Here is a 3,069-nt window from a genome sequence, read left to right as displayed (position 1 = left end):
CAGGTGGGTCCAAATCGCTATGGTCGCCAAGCAAATTCTTGCTTTTACTTTCAGCTTTTTCTAAAAGCTGAAGGCAAAAAATCTGGAAAGCTGTTTTCAGTTCTTACACATTCAATTCGTTCTTGCTTTGAGTCCATCAAAACCCCTTGGGTGTTGTATGGTTAAGCCTCACGGGCAATTAGTACAGGTTAGCTCAACGCCTCACAACGCTTACACACCCTGCCTATCAACGTTCTAGTCTCGAACAACCCTTTAGGATACTTAAAGTATCAGGGAAGACTCATCTCAGGGCTCGCTTCCCGCTTAGATGCTTTCAGCGGTTATCGATTCCGAACTTAGCTACCGGGCAATGCGTCTGGCGACACAACCCGAACACCAGAGGTTCGTCCACTCCGGTCCTCTCGTACTAGGAGCAGCCCCCTTCAATCTTCCAACGCCCACGGCAGATAGGGACCGAACTGTCTCACGACGTTCTAAACCCAGCTCGCGTACCACTTTAAATGGCGAACAGCCATACCCTTGGGACCGACTTCAGCCCCAGGATGTGATGAGCCGACATCGAGGTGCCAAACACCGCCGTCGATATGAACTCTTGGGCGGTATCAGCCTGTTATCCCCGGAGTACCTTTTATCCGTTGAGCGATGGCCCTTCCATTCAGAACCACCGGATCACTATGACCTGCTTTCGCACCTGCTCGAATTGTCATTCTCGCAGTCAAGCGGGCTTATGCCATTGCACTAACCTCACGATGTCCAACCGTGATTAGCCCACCTTCGTGCTCCTCCGTTACGCTTTGGGAGGAGACCGCCCCAGTCAAACTACCCACCAGGCACTGTCCGCAACCCCGATAAGGGGTCGACGTTAGAACATCAACACTACAAGGGTGGTATTTCAAGGACGGCTCCACTAATACTGGCGTACTAGTTTCAAAGCCTCCCACCTATCCTACACATGTAGGGTCAATGTTCAGTGCCAAGCTGTAGTAAAGGTTCACGGGGTCTTTCCGTCTAGCCGCGGGTACACTGCATCTTCACAGCGATTTCAATTTCACTGAGTCTCGGGTGGAGACAGCGTGGCCATCATTACGCCATTCGTGCAGGTCGGAACTTACCCGACAAGGAATTTCGCTACCTTAGGACCGTTATAGTTACGGCCGCCGTTTACCGGGGCTTCGATCAAGAGCTTCGACCGAAGTCTAACCCCATCAATTAACCTTCCGGCACCGGGCAGGCGTCACACCGTATACGTCATCTTACGATTTTGCACAGTGCTGTGTTTTTAATAAACAGTTGCAGCCACCTGGTATCTGCGACTCTCAATAGCTCCATCCGCGAGGGACTTCACCGTCGAGAGCGTACCTTCTCCCGAAGTTACGGTACCATTTTGCCTAGTTCCTTCACCCGAGTTCTCTCAAGCGCCTTGGTATTCTCTACCCGACCACCTGTGTCGGTTTGGGGTACGATTCCTTACAATCTGAAGCTTAGAGGCTTTTCCTGGAAGCATGGCATCAATGACTTCACTACCGTAGTAGCTCGACGTCGTGTCTCAGCCTTAAGAGGAGCCGGATTTACCTAACTCTTCAGCCTACGCACTTGAACCTGGACAACCGTCGCCAGGCCCACCTAGCCTTCTCCGTCCCCCCATCGCAATTGTAAGAAGTACGGGAATATTAACCCGTTTCCCATCGACTACGCCTTTCGGCCTCGCCTTAGGGGTCGACTTACCCTGCCCCGATTAACGTTGGACAGGAACCCTTGGTCTTCCGGCGAGGAGGTTTTTCACCCCCTTTATCGTTACTCATGTCAGCATTCGCACTTCTGATACGTCCAGCATGCGTTACCACACACCTTCAACCGCTTACAGAACGCTCCCCTACCCAATGCACTAAAGTGCATTGCCGCAGCTTCGGTTTACTACTTAGCCCCGTTACATCTTCCGCGCAGGCCGACTCGACCAGTGAGCTATTACGCTTTCTTTAAATGATGGCTGCTTCTAAGCCAACATCCTGGCTGTCTGAGCCTTCCCACATCGTTTCCCACTTAGTAGTAATTTGGGACCTTAGCTGGCGGTCTGGGTTGTTTCCCTCTCCACGACGGACGTTAGCACCCGCCGTGTGTCTCCCGGATAGTACTTACTGGTATTCGGAGTTTGCAAAGGGTTGGTAAGTCGGGATGACCCCCTAGCCTTAACAGTGCTCTACCCCCAGTAGTATTCGTCCGAGGCGCTACCTAAATAGCTTTCGGGGAGAACCAGCTATCTCCAGGTTTGATTGGCCTTTCACCCCTAGCCACAAGTCATCCGCTAATTTTTCAACATTAGTCGGTTCGGTCCTCCAGTTGATGTTACTCAACCTTCAACCTGCCCATGGCTAGATCACCTGGTTTCGGGTCTATATCCAGAGACTGAACGCCCAGTTAAGACTCGGTTTCCCTACGGCTCCCCTAGATGGTTAACCTTGCCACTGAATATAAGTCGCTGACCCATTATACAAAAGGTACGCAGTCACACCACGAAGGTGCTCCTACTGCTTGTACGTACACGGTTTCAGGTTCTATTTCACTCCCCTCACAGGGGTTCTTTTCGCCTTTCCCTCACGGTACTGGTTCACTATCGGTCAGTCAGTAGTATTTAGCCTTGGAGGATGGTCCCCCCATATTCAGACAGGATATCACGTGTCCCGCCCTACTCGATTTCACTTAAAATGCGTTGCCGGTTACGGGGCTATCACCCTGTATCGCACAACTTTCCAGAAGTTTCACCTGACGCATAAAAAGCTTAAGGGCTAGTCCAATTTCGCTCGCCGCTACTTTCGGAATCTCGGTTGATTTCTTTTCCTCGGGGTACTTAGATGTTTCAGTTCCCCCGGTTCGCTTCGCTGCGCTATGTATTCACGCAGCGATACTTGCTTATGCAAGTGGGTTTCCCCATTCGGAAATCCCAGACTCAAATGGTTTTTACTACCTAATCTGGGCTTATCGCAAGTTAATACGTCCTTCATCGCCTCTGACTGCCAAGGCATCCACCGTGTACGCTTAGTCACTTAACCATACAACCCGAAGGAGTTTCGA

General features: G+C 51.1%; 1 rRNA gene. It reads right to left on the bottom strand.

Going from position 1 to position 3,069, the window contains the following annotated elements:
• Nucleotides 1-157: 157 nt before the first annotated feature.
• Nucleotides 158-3,047 (bottom strand): 23S ribosomal RNA (locus KIV40_RS03890).
• Between the last annotated feature and the right edge of the window lie 22 nt (nt 3,048-3,069).

Source organism: Vibrio sp. D173a (assembly GCF_030248475.1).
This window is presented reverse-complemented; position numbering and strand designations above follow the sequence as displayed.